The organism is Acutalibacter sp. 1XD8-36, assembly GCF_009917525.1.
Lineage (GTDB): Bacteria > Bacillota > Clostridia > Oscillospirales > Acutalibacteraceae > Acutalibacter.
This window is the reverse complement of the sequence record NZ_QZDU01000048.1, coordinates 1-1,593: the sequence shown is the minus strand read 5'-3', so window position 1 is coordinate 1,593 and position 1,593 is coordinate 1. Positions and strand designations below refer to the sequence as shown.

The window sequence follows — 1,593 nt, the reverse complement described above, 5'->3', positions numbered from 1 at the left end:
AACTGGCCCTACCATGCTTAAAAGATGCCATCGACCCTTGGAGGGCCAAAAACCCTAGTATTTATGCGGTTTTTCAGGCTTTTGAAAAACCGTCATTGAAACTCTACCTTAGCAGATGCCTGCCCCTCATTCCTCCGCCTTAATCCAACACCGAATAACTTTACAATCCTGGTCAGCATTCTTTCCTTTCCTAGCGCTCTTCCCTTCAGAAAAACTCGTAATATAATCCAGTTCCTACAGCCTTTGAGCTAATCTCCAGTTATTGTCTGAGTATTTAAGCTCCACTTTATGTCTGCTGCTTCTGTCTATGAAGTCTGCGTAGTCTCCCCCTAAATCAGAAAAGCATGAGGAAAGACTCTTATCATCAAGTATGGCCAAATACATGAACATTAGCTCCTCTTGCTTACGATTGTCGAGCACATTCCATGCTGCATCAAACACTTTTGGGCTGATGTCGAATCTTGTAGCGCATAAACGCTCTGCAACTCTTTGGGTCATGCTTTCTGCGCCATAGGTGTTGATAACTTCTATCTTAGTCTCATTTTCGCTTTCCTCACTCAATGCAAGACTCTCCATGAGTTGTGGTGTTAGTGAAATGTCATTTATGTGCTCTCTAAAAGCGCGTTGATTCCTCAAAACGAATAGTTCACACAAGTTTGGACAGCACTCCTGCATCTCCTCATATCGCTGAGCTGTGAAAGGAATAAAGTTGCAGAGAATCAATTGCAACACCCGAGATTCCGAAAGTGTGGATATTGGGACATCAAAATTTTGCATTCTCAAATCAGGTAAGAGCTCGCCCAAAACCCTGTCATCTACTTCTGAGGCAATAAAATCGCCTATGAAATCATCATCCAGAGATTCTGTGCTTTGTCCTTTTAGCATACCTGAATGGTTTTCAATGTATTCGAGTAGTCCTTTGTCAAACTCAAATTGCTCCCGGTATTTATATATATTTTTCCAGCTTAGATATATTTTCTCTTTTTTCAAAAGTGTGCTCCATAGCATTTGCACAGCGTCTTTCCTGTCTGAGGCTAAGTCGCCGCAACAAGAGAGAATATCCTCAAAACATACAGTTTCATGCGATAGCACAATATCATATAACATAGCGTTGTCAATCGTTCTCTCCAGCAAGTCTGCAACATCATCCTCAAAATCATTCATTGAACCTTGCGCGATTATTCCATTAACAAACTCAGGGATATGGCTCCTAATATTTTGTAGAATAGAGTCACACGCTAATTCGTTAAGAGAGGAGTAAGGCCTGCTTTCAACTCCAGCCGCTAGTTTAGGATTCAAGAATTTCACAATCCGCTTCAGCATAGTCAAATTGATGTCATATCGGTTTTCATCGATGAGTGCACTAACAACTTCGCCAGGAACTTTCTCAAGAATAGCATTGTCAAATTTCAAGTCAATCTGGTTAATTACTGAGTAGACTTTATCTGCATCAATCGAAGCAAGTCGCTGCAGAGAATCCTCATTTTCCTCAATAAAGCGAGACAGAGAACTCTCTCTATTCATTACGACAAGACAGTCAATATCAATTAAAGCGAACTAGCATCAACAAGTAATGGATTTTTCTCTCATACG

Annotated in this window: 1 protein-coding gene; it reads right to left on the bottom strand. The window is 40.8% G+C overall.

The window, feature by feature from the left end; genetic code table 11:
- Positions 1-234 precede the first annotated feature (234 nt).
- Positions 235-1,413, bottom strand: a complete 1,179-nt coding sequence (locus tag D5270_RS16420) for a hypothetical protein (protein ID WP_166545089.1) — start codon at positions 1,411-1,413, stop codon at positions 235-237.
- Between the last annotated feature and the right edge of the window lie 180 nt (positions 1,414-1,593).